1 rRNA gene is annotated in these 705 nt (G+C 54.2%); it reads left to right on the top strand.

The features are described 5' to 3' along the window. Positions 1 to 693: ribosomal RNA gene (locus QLG09_RS22360) — 23S ribosomal RNA — on the top strand; the annotation flags it as partial. Positions 694 to 705 lie beyond the last annotated feature (12 nt).

The raw sequence follows: 705 nt of genomic DNA on the forward strand, positions 1-705 counted from the left end.
ATCCGGGTTGCGGACAGTGTCTGGTGGGTAGTTTGACTGGGGCGGTCTCCTCCCAAAGAGTAACGGAGGAGCACGAAGGTTAGCTAATCCTGGTCGGACATCAGGAGGTTAGTGCAATGGCATAAGCTAGCTTGACTGCGAGAGTGACGGCTCGAGCAGGTGCGAAAGCAGGTCATAGTGATCCGGTGGTTCTGAATGGAAGGGCCATCGCTCAACGGATAAAAGGTACTCCGGGGATAACAGGCTGATACCGCCCAAGAGTTCATATCGACGGCGGTGTTTGGCACCTCGATGTCGGCTCATCACATCCTGGGGCTGAAGTAGGTCCCAAGGGTATGGCTGTTCGCCATTTAAAGTGGTACGCGAGCTGGGTTTAGAACGTCGTGAGACAGTTCGGTCCCTATCTGCCGTGGGCGCTGGAGAATTGAGGGGGGCTGCTCCTAGTACGAGAGGACCGGAGTGGACGCATCACTGGTGTTCGGGTTGTCATGCCAATGGCACTGCCCGGTAGCTAAATGCGGAAGAGATAAGTGCTGAAAGCATCTAAGCACGAAACTTGCCCCGAGATGAGTTCTCCCTGAGACTTTAAGTCTCCTGAAGGAACGTTGAAGACTACGACGTTGATAGGTCGGGTGTGTAAGCGCAGCGATGCGTTGAGCTAACCGATACTAATGAACCGTGAGGCTTAACCTTACAACGCCGAAG

Origin of the sequence: Enterobacter sp. V89_11, from assembly GCF_029967775.1 — a bacterium.
Taxonomy (GTDB): domain Bacteria; phylum Pseudomonadota; class Gammaproteobacteria; order Enterobacterales; family Enterobacteriaceae; genus Enterobacter; species Enterobacter ludwigii.